We start from the raw sequence: 21,055 nt of genomic DNA, 5'->3' as shown, positions 1-21,055 counted from the left end.
CCTAGCTATTGCTTATTTTTAATTGAGGCTCTGGGTGCAGCGGCTCAATATTGTCTGATTGGTGCGGTGTGTCTTTTTCGTTAAAGCGCAGTAATGCGGGGAACAAAATCAACGTGAACAATGCACTTACCATCATTCCCCCTACAATTACCGTGGCTAGACCGCGATATATTTCGCTGCCAACACCAGGCATTAACATTAACGGCAACATACCGAATAAACTGGTTAGGGTACTCATATATACTGGGCGAGCGCGCACGCGCACTGCCTGTGCAACTGCACGGCGCGTCGTCATACCTTCACGTTGAGCGCGACGAGTTTGGTCAACCAATAAAATGGCGTTATTCACAACTAGCCCTAATAAAATGATAAAGCCAATCATGGTCAGCAAATCGAGTGACTGGAAGGTAAACATATTCAATACGTTTAGCGCCAATACACCACCACCAACAGCTAATGGCATAACTAACAGCACTAACAAGCTATCTTTAGCTGACTTAAACAGTGCCGTCATCAGCAAGAATAAAATAATCAACGCCAGTACAAAGTTCTGAATCATGTCACTGATTGCTGCAGCCATTTTATTCACGTTTCCGCTCAGCAGAATAGAAGAATCGGCTGGCAACTGTTCTTGCATTTTCGGTACGACTTTTTCATTTAGAATCGTAAGCGCTTCTTCTAACGACATGTCTGCTGGCGGTGTCACTTGGATACTGATGGTTCGTTTGCCATCAACACGGCGAAGCTGTGTTGGACCCGCTGTGCGCACAATATCAGTCAGCTCACCAATGGTTTGAATACCTGCAAATGGCGAATATATTGGTAAAGAAGCCAACTCATCTGGTGTTTGCCAGCGATCACCACGTAGAATGACATTCACGCGGTCATTACCGTCAAAGTATTCGTTAATGAATAAGCCACTCGTGAATGCTCTCACCGCATTGGCGACATCTCGTCTGGTTAACCCAGCTTGAGTAATGCGTTGGTCATTCGGCACTAATTGTAATTCCGGCTCTGATAAGCTCAAACTCGGCATAGGGAACGCTGTGGTATTTTCCATTTCCTGACTAATAGTTGCCATACCCGTTTGTGCCACTTTGATTAACGCTTCAATGTCTGAACCATTAATATCAATATCTACGGTTCTACCGTTACCACTACCAGAGACATTAATCATCGACCCTCGAAACAAGAATGCTTGCGTATCCGGTAAGCCTTTGAAAATTTCATTACGGGTAATATCCATTAACTCTTCAACGCGCGTTGGGTCGTCAGAGTATATGAAGCCCCCTGTATTTGCCGTTCCATTAGTGTAAAAGTTATAGCTTTTAATCTTTGGCTGCTTTTCACCTGACAAGTATGGCGCTAATCGTTCTTTGATAAGGTTTGCCATTTCGTTTTCAACAAAATCGACATTGCCACCTGGAGGCATATTCAAGCTGTAGAAGAAGCCATCAGTTGGCGCTCGCGGCATGAAGTCCGTTTTGGGTAGCAATAAAAAGGTGACACACAGTGATCCACCAATTAACACACCAATCCAAGTAAAACGCTTAACACGCGTATTTGTGAGCCGCATGATAAGGTTGGTCAACTTTTGCCAATAGTGCGCCATCGGGTCGGTTTCTTTATCATTTTTCAACCAGTACTTACTGGCAATAGGCAGCACTGTAATGGCGGATATTAACGACGCAATAACCGCAATAGACAATGTCAACGCAAGGTCTGAAAACAGTTGCCCCTCCACGCCTTTCATAAACAATATTGGTAGGAAAATCGCGACACTGGTTGCCGTTGAAGCGAACAATGCACCTGTTACTTGCATTGCCCCTTTCATAACCGCCTTGTGATTGTCTAACCCTTGCGTGCGCATTCGGACAATGTTCTCTTGCACAATAATCGCAGCATCTAACACTAATCCAACGGAGAAGGCTAAACCCGCAAGTGAAATAACGTTTAAACTGCGATCAAAAATGCTGAGCGCGACAAACGAAACCATCAATGAGATTGGAATAGTGGTTGCGATGATCAACGTATTCTTCCAACCGCGCAGAAATAGCCACAAGATAATCAACGCGAGCAATACACCTAACCCTAAGTTTCCTTTCACTAGTTTCAATGCATTGCGGATATGAACTGAAGCGTCAAAGCTCAAATCTATGGTTAGACCGGCAGCCTTCATTGGACCTTCGTTGAGCTCTTTAATAGCAATATTGATTTCATCAAGAAGAGCAACCGTATTGGCGTCGTTTTGGCGCATCAATGTAAAATAGTACGCTGGCTGACCGCTACGTAAACTAAAACCAAAGCGGTCAACTAAGGTTTTCTCTACCGTGGCAATATCTTTCAAGTAAATTGGGCGTGTTCCACTATAGCCAACAATCATTTCCGTTAAGTTTTCAACACTGTATTTGCCCGCAAAACGGACTGTGTATTGACGTCGACCAACATCGGCTACACCAGCTGAGACATCATTCGCACGTGCAACAGTAGACGTAATATCGCCAATACTTAAGCCCAGCGAAGCTGCTCTGAGTGGGTCGAAAGTGATACGTAGTTCCTGGTCACGGTGACTATTTAAGTTGACTTGCGCAAGACCTGGAATTCTAGCAAAGCGAGGCCTAACAACGTCCTCTATCAGTTTTTGATACGTACCTAAGTCTTTCACAGGGTTGTCAGGTAGTGTTTTGATAAGTAGAGAAGCGGTCTGTGGGCCACCACGACCACCACCAGCAGAAACCACGGGTTCCATAGCATCTAACGGCAGCGGTGGTGCTTGGTTAAGGTTGTTTATGACATCAAGCATGGCTTGCTGCATGTCAGTGCCAACATCGAATGTCAGGCTAATAAATCCAAAGCCACGTTGAATATTCGTGGTAACTTTCGTGACGCCTTGGGTATTTTTCACCGCATTTTCGAGCGGCTCGATAATCACAGACTCCATTTCTTCAGGTGCTGCACTGCGCCAACCGGTCGAAATACTTATTTGTGGTTGTTCAATATCAGGCGTCAGTTGAATAGGAAGCTTAAACACACTCAGCAGGCCAAAGACCATCACCAAGGCGACAACAACGATAATAGCGGCGGGATTTTTGAGGGCGTTGCGGGTCAAATTCATGTTGTAGCTCGTCTATTCCATGCGATTGGTGGGGATAATAGCTAAGGAGCTTTAAGTAATGGTGAAAAATCCGTTTAACGCACGATAATTTGCGACAAATCTACGCTTTTTAACAGTTAGTTACATTCGTTAACAAAGCGACACTGTGAGACAAACAAATATAAAAAAAGCCAACGTATTACGTCGGCTTTCCGTTAAGTACATAAACTAAGGTTAGTTAGTACCACCTATCGTCATCTCATCGACTTTTAGTGTGGGCTGACCAACACCAACAGGCACGCTTTGACCGTCTTTACCACATACCCCTACGCCAGCATCCAGTTTGAGGTCGTTACCAACCATGCTCACTTTTTGCATAGATTCTGGCCCGCTGCCAATTAAGGTGGCGCCTTTTACTGGAGTTGTAATTTTTCCATCCTCAATCATGTAAGCTTCGGCACTGGTAAACACGAATTTTCCAGACGTGATATCAACTTGGCCACCCGCAAAGTTTGGCGCATAGATGCCTTTCTTGACCGATTTAATAATATCGTCTGGTGACGACTCACCAGCAAGCATATATGTATTGGTCATACGTGGCATAGGTAAGTGCGCGTATGACTCTCGACGACCATTACCTGTTGGTGCTACACCCATTAAGCTCGCGTTGTGCTTGTCTTGCATATAGCCTTTCAAAATACCGTCTTCAATCAAGACATTGTACGCCCCCGGCGTACCTTCATCATCGATATTGACTGAACCACGACGACCAACAATGGTGCCGTCATCAACAATAGTACACAGCTCTGAAGCGACACGTTGTCCAACTTTTCCTGAAAAAGCCGATGAGCCTTTGCGGTTAAAGTCACCCTCTAAGCCGTGACCTACCGCTTCATGCAACAACACTCCTGGCCAACCTGCGCCTAATACCACAGGTAGTGTACCAGCAGGTGCTTCAATAGCATCTAAATTAACGACAGCTTGGCGTACAGCTTCTTCGGCGTAATGTTTGTAGCGAGGTTTATCTCCTTCAGCTTCAAAGAAGAAGCTATAATCAGTTCGCGCACCGCCACCTGAGCTGCCACGTTCACGTTTACCGTTTGATTCAACCAACACCGAACAATTAAGGCGCACTAACGGACGAATATCTGTCGCAAATGTGCCGTCTGTAGCGGCAACCAGCACGTGCTCGTAAATACCAGATAAACTAACAATAACTTGGCTTACGCGCTTATCAGCTGCACGTGCATGCGCTTCAACTTCATGAAGTAACGCGATTTTCTTTTCCTGTGACAAGCTCGAAAGCGGGTCTACCGTGTGATAAATCTCATCCGCTGATACATCAGTAAAAACCTGTACTTTGCCTTGCTGGCCTTTCGTCGCAATACCACGAGCTGCACTAGCGGCTTTTTCCAACGCTTGCGCTGAGATATCGTCAGAATAAGCAAAACCTGTTTTCTCACCTGAAATAGCTCGAATGCCAACACCACGTTCTATGTTGTAAGAGCCTTCTTTGACGATACCGTCTTCTAACATCCATGATTCATGGCGAGACGACTGAAAATACAAGTCAGCGAAATCAACACTGTGCTGATGGATATGGGCTAATGTGTCTGACAATGCACTTCGGTCTAGTTGACTGTCGGTTAGCAAAGACTGCTCGACCTTATTCATAATTAAATTAACTCTGTCGTAAATCGGTTGTGTTGAGCAACAGGAATGTTGCGCCTTACTTCTTGCAAAAATTCAGGTTCAAAAGTCGCGGTTACCGCGCCTACCCCTTGGTCTATAGTTGTTAATACTTCGCCCCAAGGGTTTATGATCATACTATGACCCCAAGTTTCTCTGCCGTTGGCATGGATACCTTCTTGGCCAGCAGCCATTATGTATACTTGGTTCTCTATGGCTCTCGCCTGCAGTAAACTTTGCCAGTGGGCTTTACCTGTGACTCGCGTAAAAGCAGCAGGCACAGTAATGATGTCAGCCCCGTTTTCGGTTAACTGACGAAACAGTTCAGGAAAGCGTAAGTCGTAGCATATTGTCAGCCCTAGGTTGGCAAAAGGCAATGCACAATTCACCACTTTTCTGCCTGCTTGGGTATAACGAGATTCTCGGTAATTTTTCTCGCTATCCGCCACCTCGACATCAAAGAGATGAAGCTTTTGATAATCAGCAATAACCTGCCCTTGTGGATCAATAACCAGCGACGCATTGGTAAATTTATCTGCGACAGGGGATGCCATTGGTACACTACCAGCTGTTAAATAAACGCCAAAAGTCTGAGCTAGGTGTGCTAAACCTTCAATCATAGCTTCAAACATATGCGCATCGTGAGCTAGCGATAACTGATCTTTATCTTTTCCGCCAAAATAAAGACAACACTCTGGCAATAACACCAGATGTTGTTCAGTAATGTCGAGTTCAGATAATTGCTGCTCTATGTCCACTAGGTTTGCCATGACATCCGGCTTAGAGCGCATTTGAATCGCCGTTAAACTAACCGTCACTTTTACCACCTTCTGGTTTGGTATCAGGTAACGGCTGCTCTATCGTGCCTTCAGAGGGTTCTTTGTGTTCGACAAATTGTGGCGGGGTAGAGCGACCAACAGTGACATCTCGGGTCTTACGATCTACTTCTCTAAAGTTTGGCTCACTCATGGTTCCTGTCAGTTCAAAATTAAACTCAGAAACTACCCTTGAAGTAATCACCTCATCAATCGCAACACCTGCCAAAAAAGTCACCGGATTTAACGTTGCTATCCACGCGAGTACTGGCAAGTTTGACGTCAAATTAGGTTTTAATGACATCGAATAATCAAGTGCTTCGGTCGTTAGGTCAGTATTACCTTTTACGGTAACCGTTCCAGCAGGGCCTTTTAAGCTAACATTATCGGTATAGAGCACGCCGTTTTGCAGGGTTGCATCACCAGTAATGGAAGAATAGAACAGTCCATCTGAGAAGATGTCACGAAAGTCCAATGTTAACTTGCGAACTAAGGATTGCAGACTAAGCACAGAAAGTATTCGCGCTCCCTTGTCATTAACATCTGCTAAGTAGCCATCATCCAACGCCACTTTGATATCACCATTGAGTTTGGCAATTTCGAAATCTCTAGGAGAGCCACGCCAGTTAATGGAGAAATCGCTCTTCATTCCACTGTCTTTAACGGTTGATTGGTAATCAAACGCTTCCATTTCACGCTCAACACGACGAACATTTAGTTTGCCGCTAACCGTGGTTGTTGAATCTTGCTCTGTCAGTAACCAACCCGCTTCCAAATGCGCAAAGGTTTTACCGCGCTCCGCTTTAAAATTGTTTAATAAGATCATGTCGTCCGCGCGCTCTAAATCAAAGCTGACGTGCCCCATGTCTAATCTACCAAGCTTGCAACTATCGCAATCAAATTTAATGCGCGGAATACTGTCGAATAGCGCTTTGTTTTGCTCAAAGGTGTATACGGCTGTCTCTGCTTGCTGCGAATTCTCTAGGTTTGCAGTATCTGCATCATTGGCTTGTACCACAGGTGTAAAATGAATAAAGTCAGCATCAACGTCGACACCTTGTTCCAACCAATCCGGGTAAAACTTAATATCTGTGCGCGCTTCTTTTGCGTTTAACCTCAATAACCACCAATTTTCTTTGTCTAAGAGGTTGAACGATATGTTTGTCAGCTTCTGACCAAAAATACCCAATTCATCTACGTTGCCTCGAATACGTTCAGGGGCTGAAATAAGCGGCACATCACCTTCGCTCCCTTCAGGTAAACTATCCAATATGTCAAAAATAAAAGGGTTCCACTGAGAAAATTCGGCGTGGTGCAAAGCTGTTGTTATATGGAAGCCATCCATCGGCAACAACATACTTTCTTTACCTAAGACCAAATGGGCAATCTTAAACTGTGTATCTTCGTGACTCAGCACACCATAAAAGCTTAAATGGTCATCCAGCGCGACTTCAAGATTAGATTTATTACGTGTGCCCGTGACAGTAGCGTTTAACGCCACTTTATCCGTAGCTGCTTTACGATACGGCTCAGGAATAAGAAACTCAGCACCTTCCAGGCTGCTGTTCAGTGAAGCGTTATATGAAAAGCCACCATCATCATGAATGAATAAGGCCAACTCACCTTGCCATGAAGCAACACCATTAAGGTATTTTTGTAAGGTTGCAGGTACTTGTTGCTGCCAATCAGTTTGCTGCCAATCAGCATCTAAACCGATATCTACTTGGTAATAATCACTTTGGTAGGCGCCTGTAACGTCTATACCGAGCGGCATTCCCCGCCACATAACGGTTAGGTCTCTAGTGTTAATGTCTTCGTTACTATATGACAATCTACCATTAACATTGGCGAACACCATTTCGGGCGTTTCTAAATTGAGTTCGTTGTCATTAAAGTCGACATAACCGGAAGCTATTGTGTTGTTGCTATCGTTGAGTGGCAAATCTAACTGGAAGTAACCAGAAATAGGTTTGTTGATGACTAGCTGGGTCAAGGTTTCGCCGACACTGTCTTTCAACGGACTAGTGTTCATTAGTGCCGTGACATGCTTTGGCAATTGATTGTCTATGTCAGCCTTAACTAAAAGCAACTGCTCGTCTGATAAATCGGCAATCTCAGCAGTCACGCCCCGTACATTTAGGCCTTGTAGTTCGCCAGAACGAGCCGTAATTAGCATACCGTTGTTAGTAAAGTTTAGGTTCGCCGCCATGTTGTTAATAGCTGGCCAACTACTATCAAACTGAAACTCTGCGTCTTTCAGTTCGGCATCTACGACGAAGATGCCTTCATGTTGATTGAAAGGAAAATCGGTAAACTTACCGTTAAATAGCACTTTACCACTACTTACCTTACCCGACTTCAGACTCGCATTTAGATAATCGACTAAGTCGTCCCCCATGAGTAAATGTGGGTAATAAAGGTGTGCAAAATCTGCATTAGCGCGCTCAATATCAGCAAACAGTGCCATGCCAGCCTCACCTTCGGTGGGGATCGATACGTTTACTTGAGCTGTTAACGCGACATTATCTGCTTCTACCTGTGCATTGAGCACATCAATGTCAACACCTTCCTCACCTATAGTCACCAGCACTTCGGTGTTTAATTTATTATAGGCTATGGGTTGTTTAAAGTCTTTATCAAAGTTAAGTGCGCTGCGCTGTGACTCTATTTCTGCGTGTAGTTTGTTCTCGTTAAAGGCAATACTTCCGAAAACATTATCAATGCCTGGTGCGCCTTGAAAATATTGATTTTGATAGTTGTTCAGTTCAGCTGTCGCCGACCAAATCCCTGCTACCTGTCTAAAATGAATATCTTGAATTGCCCCTTTTGGCGCTAACGCTGTTAAGGTGTCATTAAGAGCTGGATCGTCAACAAATAATGGAATGACTTCGCTAACGCCAGCAATATCTATTTCGGAAACGACGCCATCAATATCGCCATTGTCAATCATGGTGTTAATGAAAAATGGTTGCCAACTCTGCTCATTAACTGACATTTTAATAGGAGAAGTTTTGATGTTTATCGCGTCATCTGCCATGGCAATATTGATATTTGCATCAGCGATGAAAAGCTCGTGGTCAATGCTGTCCACATTCCACTGAATTAAGCTGTCCTTAGACACCAATTGTAAATTCAACGGTTTGCCTTCACTGATGTTTAACCAAGCATCAAAATTAATTACGGAGAACGTTTGTTCGTTTTCTGGTGCTAAAAATCGATCAAGCCAAGACGTTACATTGAGCGCTTTTGCGCTGACATAAGCTTGCCCAGAAATATTACTAAACGAGGTACCATGCAAATCTAGTAACAGCTTTAAGGAATTGTTACTGATACCGGAAGCCACGACCTCACCACTGGCTTTATGGCGCTGACCACTGTTAACCCAATTTAACTCAGGGATGTCTAATTGCTTATCGCCTTTTATCGTTCCCACGATTAGCTGACTATCAGACAGCGAGAAGCGTTTTATTTGAACAAGAAACAGATCAGAGACTTGCTCGATAAGGCTCGTTTCTTGGGCAGTCGCGTCCCCCTGCTCGATTTCTTCAACGTCGATATACACTTTAGCGCCGCCAAGCGTCACATCTCGCGTAATAAGTGCTTGGTTTCGCAACGACTCCCAAAAATTGACTTCTATACCAAAGTCGCGAATGAATACGGCAACTTCATCGGTATCAACAAGGCTTACGTTCTTTGCAATTAAAATAGGCCCTGCGCGATGCCATTGCATCGACAGCGCACCTATTTGAACATTGGTTTGATAGGTCGTGTTTATGTAGTCTTGGAAGTCATCTTTGTAGTGAGTTGCATAAGGCAAGAACAAGCGAAATGCACTGATCAACACAGCAAAAAGTACCAAAAGTATTGCAATACTTTTGTACAGTCTGTTTAACCAGCGATTTGACACTGCCGCTATATTCAAAAAACACTACCTTCAATTCAGTTGGTGAACTACATCATCACCACGTCAAACTGCTCCTGGTTATACATAGGTTCAGTTTGCACTTTAATTAACTTACCAATAAACACTTCAAGTTCAGCAAGGTTATGATACTCGTCATTGAGTAAAGACTCACTAACTTGTGTTGATGCATAGACAATAAATTGGTCTGCATCATATGCTCGATTCACGCGAACAATTTCACGCAGTATCTCAAAACATACGGTTTCAACCGTCTTCATCTTCCCTTTGCCTGAACACGCAGGGCATTCCCCACATAAAATATGTTCTAGACTTTCTCGGGTGCGCTTGCGCGTCATTTCGACTAACCCAAGTGCAGAAAAGCCATGGATGTTGAACTTAACTTTATCTTTAGCCATCGCCATTTCTAAGCTATGGAGTACACGTCTGCGATGGTCTTCGCTTTCCATGTCGATAAAGTCAATAATGATTATACCACCTAGGTTCCTTAACCTAAGCTGACGGGCAATTGCTTGTGTTGCTTCAACATTGGTACTGAATATCGTTTCTTCTAAATTACGATGACCAACATACGCTCCCGTATTGATGTCAATTGTGGTCATCGCTTCTGTTTGATCGATAATCAGATAGCCACCAGACTTGAGGGTAATCTTGCGCTCGAGCGCACGTTGTATTTCTGTTTCTACGTCAAACAAATCAAAAATAGGTCGTTCACCTGGATAGTACTCAATCACAGGCGCTACATTGGGAACAAATTCTTGCGTGAATTCAACCAGCTGATCAAATGTGAGTTTTGAATCAATACGAATTCGTTCTAATTCTGTACCGAAGAAATCACGAATAACACGAAAGGCCAATGACAAATCTTGATAAATAGGTGCATTAGTTTGCTTGCGTTGCTTACGCTCTACCACTTTATTCCAAACACGGCGTAAAAACTCTGCATCATGCTTTAGTTCTTCATCGCCTGCGCCCTCAGCAGCAGTGCGCACAATAAAACCATGATTGTCATCACAGTAAGGCACAACAATATCTTTTAAGCGATTACGCTCTTTTATATCTTCAATTCGTTGCGAAATGCCTGCATGGCTTGCATTGGGCATCAACACCAAATAGCGCGAAGCAATGGTAATATCTGTGGTTAAACGGGCTCCTTTAGTACCAAGCGGATCTTTAACCACTTGCACCATAATATGCTGCCCTTCATGAACAAGAGTACGGATATCTGGGACTTGCTCTGCCTCGCGTTCATCTTCATTAATAATCAATTGGGAACGAATATCTGAAGCGTGTAAAAACGCCGCTTTTTCTAAATTAATGTCAACAAATGCCGCCTGCATGCCCGGCAACACACGGATGATTTTACCGAGATAAATATTACCCACCAGGCCACGCTTTGCTTCCCTTTCCACGTGTAACTCTTGTAAAACGCCGTTTTCTATCAACGCGACACGGGTTTCACTCGGGGTAACATTTACTAATAACTCACCACTCATTCCAACTCCCGCTTAACCGTTAATACTATTAGAAATGCCAAATTCACTGAGCAATTGTACCGTTTCATATACCGGTAACCCGACAACGCCGGAATAGCTTCCTTGAATATCCGCAACAAACTGGGCGGCAAGGCCCTGTATACCGTAACCACCCGCTTTATCTTGTGGCTCACCACTAAGCCAATAATTCTTGATCTCTTTTGATGATAGTTGCTTAAAAGTTACTTGGGTAGCAATAACTTGCGTATTGTGTAACGGACCTTGTACTACCGATATTGAAGTCAACACTTGATGTGTTCGCCCCGATAGCATGTTCATCATTCGTTCGAAATCGTCAAAATCTTCCGGCTTGCCTAAAATGCTCTCTTCATAAACCACGGTGGTATCGCTGCCAAGCACAGCCAAGTTGTCAGCTCTTACTTCTGAGACCGCGCTAGCTTTAGCTAAAGCTAGCCGAGCAACATAGTCTGCCGGACTCTCACCTACTAACACGGATTCATCGATATCAGCAGGTTGGCTTTCAAAAACATAGCCAAGCTCTTCAAGTAATGACTGTCGGCGAGGCGATTGAGAAGCGAGAATAAACATAAACGGCTTAACCCTGCGCTAAATTACGATATTTTGAAGTGACGACGCACTTTGCGGAGCAACAAAAACACCCAAGGCCAGAGCACAATAGTCGTGAGTACTGGGTATAAATAACTGGGTAAAAAGACAACATCTGATAAAAAGCGTTGTAACCAAAATACCAGCAAATGATAAAGTGCAGCCAAAACCCCCACTATTATCGCTTGTTGCCACAGCGAGAAATTACGTATTTTTTGAAAGTTCACTGTCGCAATATAAACAGATAGTGCCATCGCTGCCGCATGAACACCCAGTGTGGAGCCTAAAAGTACATCAAGCATAAAGCCCATCACCCATGCTGTAACCACGTTAACGCGGTTTGGCAAGGCAATACTCCAATAGATAACAACTACTAACACCCAATCTGGGCGAAAAGCATCTACCCCTAGCGGCATCGGCATAATGCTAGCAATGAGCGCGAGTAATAAACTGAAAACAATGATGATGCCGTTATTGGCTAACATGCTTCACCTCGTTTGGCGCTGTTTGGCCGTTATTGTCGTTCGTCACACTGCTTGTTTGTTTTGGCGCAAATATGCTGGCCGGCTTTTCAGGCCACAGCAACAGTAAATAACGCAGTTTATCTATTTCGGCGACAGGCTGGCTCAGTACTTGAGCAAACGGACGCGACTCATCTTTGCGCACCACCACCACTTTTGACACTGGGTACCCTTCAGGATATTTCCCACCTAAGCCAGAAGTCACCAATAAATCGCCAGTTCGAATATCAGCGCTATGCGGTACATGCGCATGAGACAAACGATCTATTCGGCCCGCACCAGTCGCCACTAGTCTAGTGCCATTGCGGCTCACTCGCACAGGCAGTGCGTGGGTAACGTCGGTAATCAGGATGACACGACTCGTCGTTGTACCGACCGTAAGAATCTGACCAACAATGCCCTGCTCGTCGATGACTGGTTGCCCCTCATAAACGCCGTCATTGGCACCGCGATTAATCACGATCTGATGCGTGTATGGGTCACTATCAACAGAAAGAATCTCGGCCACCATTTTCTTCGTTTCCGAACGAAGCGGAGACGCCAACAACATGCGCAAACGTTCATTTTCTTTTTTAACAATTTCTAACTCCATCAATTTTTCTTGATAAGTTAGTTCGTTAATCTTTAACGTTTGGTTCTCTTCTATCAGTTGTTTTCTGGTAACGAGGTTCTCCGCTGCCCACAACATCATTTGTTTAGGCGTATTTGCGAGATACTGAAGCGGGCTAACCACAGATTGCAGGTACCCTCGCGCCGTCTCAAAACTACCTAACTTATGATCAAAGAACACGAGCGCGGCCGACAATAGTAATACTATTGCCAATCGATGTTGAGGTGATGGGCCGTGTTTAAAAATCGGGTTCATAGAAATGAAAAAGCGCTAGCTTTGCTAGCGCCTTTTTTGTTACTCGTAAGAGAATAAATCGCCGCCGTGCATGTCAATCATCTCGATGGCTTTACCGCCACCTCTTGCCACACACGTTAATGGATCTTCCGCTACTACTACTGGAATTCCCGTTTCTTCCATCAGTAAACGGTCTAAGTCTTTAAGTAGTGCACCACCGCCGGTCAACACCATACCTCGTTCAGAAATGTCTGAAGCTAATTCAGGTGGTGATTGTTCAAGTGCAACCATGATGGCACTAACAATACCGGTTAACGGCTCTTGAAGTGCTTCTAAAATCTCATTGCTGTTAAGCGTAAAGCTGCGCGGTACACCTTCAGCAAGGTTACGGCCACGTACTTCAATTTCGACTAACTCTTCACCTGGATAAGCTGAGCCAATCTCATGCTTAATGCGTTCAGCTGTTGCTTCACCAATTAAGCTACCGAAGTTACGACGAACGTAGTTGATAATCGCTTCATCGAATTTGTCACCACCGATACGTACTGATGATGAATAAACCACACCGTTAAGCGAGATAATACCAACTTCCGTTGTACCACCACCAATATCAACAACCATTGAACCTGTCGCTTCTGATACTGGTAAGCCTGCACCAATCGCAGCAGCCATCGGTTCATCAATCAAATATACCTCACGAGCACCAGCACCTAGCGCTGATTCGCGAATGGCTCGACGTTCAACTTGTGTTGAACCACATGGTACACAGATAAGTACACGAGGACTTGGACGTAAAAAGTTATTGCTGTGCACTTGTTTAATAAAGTGCTGAAGCATTTTCTCTGTCACAAAGAAGTTAGCAATTACGCCATCTTTCATTGGGCGAATTGCTTCAATGTTGCCAGGCGTACGGCCTAGCATTTGTTTTGCTGCCAAACCTACCGCGGCAACACTTTTATTACCACCAGCTTTATCTTGACGAATAGCAACTACCGAGGGTTCGTTAAGTACAATCCCTTGTTCTTTTACATAAATAAGTGTGTTCGCGGTTCCTAAATCGATTGATAAATCGTTAGAGAACATCCCACGTAGTTTTTTAAACATATTAACGAATTACCCTATAACTGTTGCAGGTTCGCTTGAGGAACGTAATTATTCTTGTCTTTTTTCGACATTGATCTTTGTATCATACCCGAGTAAATCAAGGATGTGAGTAGTAAATCACAAAAAAATCGCGGATTTAGGTAGTTTTTTTTGTATCTAACTGCAATCGTTTAAATAACCACCATTTTGCAACTAATTATTAACTTCTCGCCAGTAGATAATGCGATCATTACCACGGAACCGACCAAAGGTTGCAATAGCATTAGCATTATCGTCGTGGACACCGTCGTTATCACCATTCCAGTCAAACTGTAACCAAGGCACTGTGTTAAAAGTAACACCAATACTGCCCGGTGCGTTACTTTGAATGAGCACTTCATTATAGGTACCACCATCCATAAACTCTGTTGCGCCAACATATGTCGTCGGAGGGCTAATATTGGTTTCAGTTAAGCCTCCACTAATGTCATTAAATTCCCATGGCGGTTCAGTCGACAATATCTCGGTACAAACATCGTCTTCATTAATGAGCCAGTTGTCATTATCAAAGTATTCAACACGCATAGGTTGCTCTAACTGCGCAGTTTCTGAACCATAGCTATTTTCTATCACAAGTCGCCCAAACCGAACTTCTAGTGTAGAACCATCAATTTCAGTGGTTGCAGGGTCATCCTCAAAAATGGTCAGGTCCTCATAGCGTGAAATGTTTGTGGTATCGACAAAAATACCATCTTGATCTTCAATACGGTCAATAGCCATTACGAACTGCGCAGTAAACGGTGACACTTTTGTCGCTTCGATGTGTTGGTATGTAAAATGATCATCGGGGCTCAATACGTAGTGCAATTCTCTAATGGTATTTTCATCATCATCTTCAAATCGAGCATTAGCGGTATCAAGCAGGCTGATCGCATCAATTAAATAGGTTGCATTAGTTAAGTCAGCGCTCGGCGGTGTTAACACAACATCACCCAACGCTAGGCGATTAAAGCTTGTACCTGCCGAATCTACCGCATCGGCCAGGTAGTTTAATAATTGATTACCATCAGCATCATGCGCGGAAATTTTCAATCGTGGGGCATTATTTTCTTCGTATCTTATCGCGCCGATATGCGGAATATCATCTGGATCATCATCATAATCTTCTTTGTTGAGCTGTCCAGAGTATACCCAGTCTCTGGGCCCACAAGTTGCCGCAGGATTCGTTTCATTATCACGGGCAACAAGGTTGCCAATACTGGCGACAGATTGCTCTAAGTAACTTGGAATAAACCGACCGACTGAGGCGCTCGAACCGTCAACAATAAAGTTAGGCTGATTACCGTAATCAAAATCCCTTATCTCAAGCGCTAACAAAGCGATTTCTGAGTAACTGACATTATTTGAAATAGATTGACCGGGCAAAGAACCACGCGGATCAAAATCGGCCAGCGTAACATCTTCAAAGGTACCTGGACTTGCGCCATTTACACTCGAAATTGTTGCGCCTGCATTATCGGTAAAAACGCCATCATAAAAAGTGGTAGGCGTTGCGCCAGAGATATCGAGTGGCGCTGCCCTGAGCACTTTCAGCTGCAAGTTCGTCTGCTCATAATTAGTTGTCAAATCGCCGTCTTTATTGAGGGCGCTTACGTGGAGCGTAAAATCATCTCCTGCAGGGTGAAAAGCCGTACTCGAGGTGACATCTTCAATTGTAGAAGCATTCAGCAACACACTAAGGTTGGATGACTTATAAGCGGTCATGACAAGCTCATAAGGCTTAACCCAGAAATTATTAGAATTACCGTCAATATTCACCGAAGGTAAGTTAGGTTGAGCTGGTGTGGTATACCTTGCGTGTAACGTAATTTCGCCTGCATCGTTGTATATATTGTCATCAAGGGTAGCAACCCCGTTGGCATCAAACGATAAATTCACCACTTCGTAACTCACCGGTGAACCGATGTTTTTTGGAATATTTTTAACAGCACCGTTAGTGTCTTTAATCGTGTATGTGTTAGCGGTAGCAACATCACTTGGCGTTTGATATTGAACGGCAAACTCTATATCAGCATTACCATTAATTAATGCTGTACATACGCCGTCTACATCTGCGACAGCCTCAAGAGTATGCCCTGAGAACGCCTCTCCCGCCGTTTGGTTACCAATTGTGCTGAAAACAAATGCTGTGCGGTCGAAGTCAACTTCACACGCTGTCCCAGACGTACCAAATTCGCCCGTTCCAGTGTTGCGACATGTGTAATCACTGCTCGATGACAAAACCGCATTATTGACCGTGTCGGTATAGTTAAATGTAGGCTGCGGTGTGCCGACACCATTGACAATAGACACCTGTTGACTAACGCCGTTAACAAGCAAGTCCATTGTGGTAGTGATCGACGTATCTGGCGTTGTGCAATTAGCATCACTGCACGCGAAAACAGTTACTGGCTCAGGCAAACACGTCAATCCGCTGCCGTCATGTTCAAGCACAAACAAAGGCGACGTCGAACAATCAAAACTCTCATCTCTGTCGGCAATAATTTGTGCTTCACTTCTCACCTCATCGTAAATACGCACTTCGTCAAAGTCACCGCGTGCCGAGTTAGGTGAAGGATAGCTTCCTGAGCCCGCCGCTAAACTGGCATTATCGCCAAAATGCAGAGGTGCAGAATTCGGGAAGAAGTCGACACTTTGTGTGTTGCTGACAACTTCGCTTCCGTCTACATAGATTTTATAGATATCAGCGTCATGCTCCCAAACCAACGAAATAAAATACCAAACACCTGCCTGTCTGCTTTGAAAAGGCTCTGTCAGAGTGTATTCATCAACAAAAATAGTGAAGAAGGTTGAGTTCATTTCAAATTGGAGGCGGCCGTCAGCAAGTAACTCTAGTGTGAAGTTATCGCTAAAGCGCGACCCAAAAAAGGACGTATACGTGGACGCATCAAATAGCACCCTGTCAGTACCATTTGCCCAATTTACTTCACTGCGAAACCAAAAATTAATGGTACCCGCTTGTGAGTTGGGTGATCCCTGTGAATTAAATGCATTGCCCGTTGTCGAGCTCAGATTAAATCCATTGGGAGAAAAGCCCTGACAGTATTTACCATCAGGAATGGGCACACCACCGATATTGATAGCATCAAAGCCACTGTATATATTTTCTATGCCGCCAGAAAAGTCGGCATCTTCAAAGCGATAAAAAGAACCCGCTGTCGCTTCACAATCTAAGCAGCGGACAAGGAAGTCATCAAACTCAATGCCGATATCATTATCGTAGGAATACAGACCCACGTTATTCAATACGGGTGTTTCAGCAGAATACAACTCTAGGACCATATTATTGCCCGCGGAATTACCGACACACACACCGGTGCCATCTTCGGTGACCACCACTTGCATTGAAAAGTTGTTACTGGCTGTTGTTTCACTCTCATCAATACTGTCTAGCGTAGTAGCAACCCCACCAAATACTTTTATCAACTCAAGTGCACGATGGGTGCCAGGGAACGAGCTACTGCCGCTATATGCAGTACCAATTGCAGTCCAACGCGCTAAGTAATAATTGCGGTCGTCAACAAAGCCAAACACAATACCTAAATCATTATTAGTGCTTTGGTTTACATTGGATTTAATCGACGAAAATACGGAGTAATTGGTGGAACTGGACGTGTCATAAATAGCCCCAAAGGGGAATTGCACCATGCCATATTCGTTATCGCCACCAGCAGACACACTACCAGCTACATTTAATCTATTGCTCGAAAAGTCAAAAACCACATTTTGCTCTTCACCGTTAGACTGAAAAATGCTTTCTCCAGGCCAGTTACTCACAGAGCGGTCAAAATTATTCGCTGACCAGCTATTCGGGTTACTAAAATCATCACGGCCAATAACGGTATAAGTGTCGGCTGCATCACAAGTTAACGGCGGCGGTGGCTCTGAGGTGTCGCAAAACCCATGCGGCTCTATTCCGTCAACATCATCAGAATCGAACGTAAAGTCAACGTTTTCAGCAACACTCACGCCGCCAACACTCGACAAGGAGCCATTAAATTCGACGTTTTTTTCAATAGACGTAGAACCCGCTACATAGACATGGGCATTAATATCAACGCCTTGACGTATGATCAAAGACCCATACACCACGATAAGAATATTCGATGGCGAGCCGTTATCATTTATTTTGGTATTTTTTGATATATCAACAGAGCCATTAAAATAAATAACAGCAGTGCCTGTTCCACCAAAATTGACGTTTTGACCATTACCCATTCCCCACGCAGTATGCTCATAAACGCCATCCACTAGGTTGTTGTTGTTAAAGACAGTCGTTGGGCTAATCGTAGGAAGCGGCGTTACTGCCTCAAAATTAGGTACAGGTAGGCAGCTACCGCCATCACAGGTTACCGAAGGATCTATAGTTGCGCCTGCATTGGATGCAAGGGATGTATCACCCGGAAATACAGCATCACATTGTGCAGCGTGCACACCTTGTTGAATAGCCACAAATAAAACAAGAACAACAACTAATATTCTTATCATAAACTTCTCGCCTCAAGCTCGATCGTTCGAGAGGTTGTCACGCCCTCTGCAGAGTCAATGACACATTGCCCAGTACTGGTCAGTTGGTAGTAGTAAACACCGTCAACTTCCTGCATATTGCAGGACACAGTTGCACTGCAATTATTGAGTCCATCAACATTGACGAAGCTATAGTTGTTAGTCGCACTGTCTGTTGGTGTTGTTGCATCACCGGCTGAACAGTTTTGCGGTGTCGCCGTATCCAAAGGAAAAACATCCAGTAATTTGAGCTGCGCACCAGAATTGGCCGCTTGAAATGCACGAGTCCCCAATACTTCGTATGCTGTGGCCTCAGCGCCGGAGGAAAGTAAGCGTGCCAGTGCCGCACCCAACAGAAACATCACCACAAGAATAAACAGGGCCAGTACTAAAATACTGCCACCTTGTCTTTGCAAACTATTGGCATTACGGCACATTTATCACCTGTACTTCATTACTAAAGCGCACTTCTTCAAAATTTTGTTTAAAGGCCAATTTCACCAATACTGCCCCATTTCGTTGTAAAGTGGGCTTGATGACTTCAAACGATGAATTGTTACTATCGATGTACTCTGCCATCAGTACAGCACTGCCACCACCAACAGACCGCGTTAACTGCTCTCCTACAATGCAATACGATATATCATTTGGCTCAACAATAAATACGCGATCAGTGGGAGAACCCTCTGCAAACTGTGAACCTGTTGGCAAGTCAAGCACGTATTCAAAACCAGCGACTCTTGAAAAGCCTTCAATGTTAGCTTGACGATCAGCCAATTGTTCCCAGTCTAATGGGTAAATCACCGCCACTAAACTAGCAGCATTCGCAATGGTACGCTCATCAAAGTTCACTACCGTAATGCTATCACCAACTTCTGGATCTATAGGGGCATCGGTATATACAAAACTGGTCACTATTGGGCGAAACTCAATACATTTGCTATTACCAATGCTCGTGTCTTTCAAACTATTGGGTAAGGCACTCCTGATTTCACGGTTCATTCGCTCAACCGCAAACCTTGCCCCACCAATCAGCTCATCTCGTGTTGTCACGTCAACATAAGTGCGAGATCCTAAATTTATGATGGCGCCAATGCCTACTGATACGACTCCCAGTAAAACAATAACTGTTACCATCTCAAGTAACGTAAACCCTTTGTTTAGCCTAGTCATCAGAAGTTTGTCCTGTAGGCTGCAAAGGTTATTGTCTCGCTTGCTGGCGTGACGACATCTATCTGCACGTACTTAATATTGCCAATGGGCAAGCTCTCATCGACGTCATTTACATCATTTAGATTGCTGTCGTAAAACACATTAATAGTGATATTAAAGCCCTGATATTCATTGGCGTACGAATTATCTAATGAGTCTGCAAAGGTAAAATCAATGTAATCATCGACGTCATCAAATGTGGTCCTATCTTCACCGGTATCACTGCCAAGGTTGTTATGGTCCGTGCACCCTACTAAGACACCACTGTTATTTTCTTCACCACAACGAATAACACCACCTGCGCGGTCAGAATTTTCATCAAACGATTTACCCAGAATTTCATTTAACAGGGATTGGCCAAGCTCTGCCGCTTTAATTTGCTGAAGCTGGGAAGCACTTTGTGTTGAAGCGGGTACGACAAACCTTACGACCATAGTCAATGAGATAGCAAACACCACAATACCAATAATCAATTCGATTAAGGTGAACCCTCGGTGTTTTGGTTTTTTTAAGGGATATAACAGGTTAGTTGCCCGCATGGATATACCCCTCAGCCTCAATAACGATGGTAAGCGAGTCAAGTCCAGAAAACGTAATTACACAGCCACCTACGCAGAAGGAGCCAGTAGCGCTCGGTCGACCTAACTTATCGAACGAAAAGCGAAACGCACCGCTGCCTTGATTATGTGAGATAGCCACGTCATGACCATCGTCAATCGCTAGTTCAAACGTTGCGTTTTGACCCGCGTCGCCATAATTGGCACTAAAGCTTGGTGCACTGGCACTGCAGGCATTTCCGTCTGGAATGCCGATATGTTTGCTATCAAGCGCTACTTCATTGCACACGGTGCTATCTTGCTGCATGGCTCTGAGTTGTATGTTTCGCAGCACACCAATGGCTCTGTCACGATAGGTGTATTCTTCATAGCCGTCTGAGCCCAAAAAACGCGGTAAAACATTCACCGACAGGATGCCGATGATAATAATTGTGACGATAAGCTCAAGCAGCGTAAAACCTGCTTGCTGTCGGAAGAAAAACAAAGGTTTGGATGATAACAACCGCGTTACCTAAACATCATGGCCCAGTAAACTTCAGTATACGTGATTTATAACAATATCCAAAATAATGAGCTTGGAGAGTGGGTTAGCAAATATTGTTTGCATTTTTAATGCAAAAAAAGAGGGCCTAAGCCCTCTTTCTTAATCC

14 protein-coding genes are annotated in these 21,055 nt (G+C 44.2%); all 14 read right to left on the bottom strand.

Annotated elements, in window-relative coordinates; all coding sequences use genetic code 11:
• Position 1 precedes the first annotated feature (1 nt).
• Positions 2 to 3,115: an efflux RND transporter permease subunit gene (locus tag ACFSJY_RS16180; protein ID WP_386036622.1), complete on the bottom strand. Its 3,114-nt coding sequence runs from the start codon at positions 3,113 to 3,115 to the stop codon at positions 2 to 4.
• Positions 3,116 to 3,328: 213 nt separating this feature from the next.
• Positions 3,329 to 4,768, bottom strand: a complete 1,440-nt coding sequence (gene tldD / locus ACFSJY_RS16175; protein WP_386036619.1) for a metalloprotease TldD — start codon at positions 4,766 to 4,768, stop codon at positions 3,329 to 3,331.
• A gap of 2 nt (positions 4,769 to 4,770) precedes the next feature.
• Entirely contained in the window at positions 4,771 to 5,601 is an 831-nt protein-coding gene (locus ACFSJY_RS16170; RefSeq protein WP_386036616.1) for a carbon-nitrogen hydrolase family protein, read from the bottom strand.
• Positions 5,591 to 9,520 carry a YhdP family protein gene (locus ACFSJY_RS16165; RefSeq protein ID WP_386036613.1) on the bottom strand — a complete coding sequence of 1,310 codons (3,930 nt, stop codon included), beginning with the start codon at positions 9,518 to 9,520 and terminating at the stop codon, positions 5,591 to 5,593. The genes ACFSJY_RS16170 and ACFSJY_RS16165 overlap by 11 nt, the downstream gene beginning before the upstream one ends.
• Positions 9,521 to 9,549: 29 nt before the next feature.
• Positions 9,550 to 11,016, bottom strand: coding sequence for a ribonuclease G (gene rng / locus ACFSJY_RS16160; protein WP_386036610.1), 1,467 nt, complete (start codon positions 11,014 to 11,016; stop codon positions 9,550 to 9,552).
• A gap of 12 nt (positions 11,017 to 11,028) precedes the next feature.
• Positions 11,029 to 11,604 (bottom strand): Maf family protein, encoded by a 576-nt coding sequence (locus ACFSJY_RS16155; RefSeq protein WP_386036607.1) that lies wholly within the window; start codon positions 11,602 to 11,604, stop codon positions 11,029 to 11,031.
• Between the two features lie 23 nt (positions 11,605 to 11,627).
• Positions 11,628 to 12,107: a rod shape-determining protein MreD gene (gene mreD / locus ACFSJY_RS16150; RefSeq protein ID WP_386036604.1), complete on the bottom strand. Its 480-nt coding sequence runs from the start codon at positions 12,105 to 12,107 to the stop codon at positions 11,628 to 11,630.
• Positions 12,094 to 13,008: a rod shape-determining protein MreC gene (mreC, locus tag ACFSJY_RS16145; protein WP_386036601.1), complete on the bottom strand. Its 915-nt coding sequence runs from the start codon at positions 13,006 to 13,008 to the stop codon at positions 12,094 to 12,096. The genes mreD and mreC overlap by 14 nt, the downstream gene beginning before the upstream one ends.
• Before the next feature lie 39 nt (positions 13,009 to 13,047).
• The gene (locus ACFSJY_RS16140) at positions 13,048 to 14,091 is read right to left on the bottom strand and encodes a rod shape-determining protein (protein WP_386036598.1); all 1,044 of its coding nucleotides are present in this window, start codon (positions 14,089 to 14,091) and stop codon (positions 13,048 to 13,050) included.
• Positions 14,092 to 14,283: 192 nt separating this feature from the next.
• Positions 14,284 to 18,618 (bottom strand): DUF6701 domain-containing protein, encoded by a 4,335-nt coding sequence (locus ACFSJY_RS16135; protein WP_386036595.1) that lies wholly within the window; start codon positions 18,616 to 18,618, stop codon positions 14,284 to 14,286.
• Complete coding sequence (locus ACFSJY_RS16130; protein WP_386036592.1) at positions 18,615 to 19,073, bottom strand: hypothetical protein; 459 nt, start codon at positions 19,071 to 19,073, stop codon at positions 18,615 to 18,617. Before ACFSJY_RS16130 ends, ACFSJY_RS16135 begins: the two co-directional genes overlap by 4 nt.
• Complete coding sequence (locus tag ACFSJY_RS16125; RefSeq protein WP_386036589.1) at positions 19,063 to 19,809, bottom strand: PilW family protein; 747 nt, start codon at positions 19,807 to 19,809, stop codon at positions 19,063 to 19,065. The genes ACFSJY_RS16130 and ACFSJY_RS16125 overlap by 11 nt, the downstream gene beginning before the upstream one ends.
• Positions 19,809 to 20,387, bottom strand: a complete 579-nt coding sequence (locus ACFSJY_RS16120) for a prepilin-type N-terminal cleavage/methylation domain-containing protein (RefSeq protein ID WP_386036586.1) — start codon at positions 20,385 to 20,387, stop codon at positions 19,809 to 19,811. Before ACFSJY_RS16120 ends, ACFSJY_RS16125 begins: the two co-directional genes overlap by 1 nt.
• On the bottom strand, positions 20,374 to 20,907 hold the full coding sequence (locus tag ACFSJY_RS16115; protein ID WP_386036583.1) for a prepilin-type N-terminal cleavage/methylation domain-containing protein: 534 nt from the start codon (positions 20,905 to 20,907) through the stop codon (positions 20,374 to 20,376). Before ACFSJY_RS16115 ends, ACFSJY_RS16120 begins: the two co-directional genes overlap by 14 nt.
• Positions 20,908 to 21,055 lie beyond the last annotated feature (148 nt).

This window comes from Thalassotalea euphylliae, assembly GCF_042682785.1.
Taxonomy (GTDB): Bacteria; Pseudomonadota; Gammaproteobacteria; order Enterobacterales; family Alteromonadaceae; genus Thalassotalea_F; species Thalassotalea_F euphylliae.
The sequence above is the reverse complement of the archived record's forward strand: the minus strand, read 5'-3'. Positions and strand labels throughout refer to the sequence as shown.

What these genes read in the sequence shown, in the direction of transcription:
- ACFSJY_RS16180 (WP_386036622.1), bottom strand. Translation starts at nt 3,115, where the DNA reads ATGAATTTGACCCGCAACGCCCTCAAAAATCCCGCCGCTATTATCGTT.
- tldD (WP_386036619.1), bottom strand. Translation starts at nt 4,768, where the DNA reads ATGAATAAGGTCGAGCAGTCTTTGCTAACCGACAGTCAACTAGACCGA.
- rng (WP_386036610.1), bottom strand. Translation starts at nt 11,016, where the DNA reads ATGAGTGGTGAGTTATTAGTAAATGTTACCCCGAGTGAAACCCGTGTC.
- ACFSJY_RS16155 (WP_386036607.1), bottom strand. Translation starts at nt 11,604, where the DNA reads ATGTTTATTCTCGCTTCTCAATCGCCTCGCCGACAGTCATTACTTGAA.
- mreD (WP_386036604.1), bottom strand. Translation starts at nt 12,107, where the DNA reads ATGTTAGCCAATAACGGCATCATCATTGTTTTCAGTTTATTACTCGCG.
- mreC (WP_386036601.1), bottom strand. Translation starts at nt 13,008, where the DNA reads ATGAACCCGATTTTTAAACACGGCCCATCACCTCAACATCGATTGGCA.
- ACFSJY_RS16140 (WP_386036598.1), bottom strand. Translation starts at nt 14,091, where the DNA reads ATGTTTAAAAAACTACGTGGGATGTTCTCTAACGATTTATCAATCGAT.
- ACFSJY_RS16135 (WP_386036595.1), bottom strand. Translation starts at nt 18,618, where the DNA reads ATGATAAGAATATTAGTTGTTGTTCTTGTTTTATTTGTGGCTATTCAA.
- ACFSJY_RS16130 (WP_386036592.1), bottom strand. Translation starts at nt 19,073, where the DNA reads ATGTGCCGTAATGCCAATAGTTTGCAAAGACAAGGTGGCAGTATTTTA.
- ACFSJY_RS16125 (WP_386036589.1), bottom strand. Translation starts at nt 19,809, where the DNA reads ATGACTAGGCTAAACAAAGGGTTTACGTTACTTGAGATGGTAACAGTT.
- ACFSJY_RS16120 (WP_386036586.1), bottom strand. Translation starts at nt 20,387, where the DNA reads ATGCGGGCAACTAACCTGTTATATCCCTTAAAAAAACCAAAACACCGA.